The sequence below is a fragment of the Mesorhizobium sp. CNPSo 4671 genome (genome assembly GCF_057784245.1).
In genome coordinates, this window is sequence record NZ_JBWLUW010000088.1 from 1 (window position 1) to 427 (window position 427).

Annotated in this window: 1 protein-coding gene; it reads left to right on the forward strand. The window is 60.0% G+C overall.

Going from position 1 to position 427, the window contains the following annotated elements; translation table 11 throughout:
• Positions 1–427 (forward strand): tyrosine-type recombinase/integrase (locus tag AC04SF_RS37500; protein ID WP_488481889.1); only part of this gene is annotated, 427 nt, incomplete at both ends.

The following is a 427-nucleotide window of genomic DNA, read 5'->3' on the forward strand; positions in this document are numbered from 1 at the left end:
TCCGGCGTCTTCATCACCTGCCCCCGTGGATCAATCCACGACGGGCTTTCCGTGATTCGTTGTTCGTTCATTTGCTCTCTCCTCAGCTATCCACTGAGGGGGCAATTCCTCGTGGCGCCGAGGGGGCAATTTTCCATGACGCGCGACACAAACGTCCCGACCCGCGGCCGGGACAGCAGGTCGCGAAGCAATGGCGCCGGCCCTACATCTACAGTGTCGAAGAGATCCGTCGGCTTCTCGATATCGCCCAATCCTACCCTTCACCGCGGTCACCGCTGCGACCGGTGAGCCTCTACGTGATGCTGGTATTGGCCTATTGCTGCGGGTTGCGGCTGGGGGAACTCGCGCGTCTCGATCTTGGTGATGTCGATCTGATTGCCGGCACGATCACCATCCGGGAAACGAAGTTCTTCAAGTCCCGGATCCT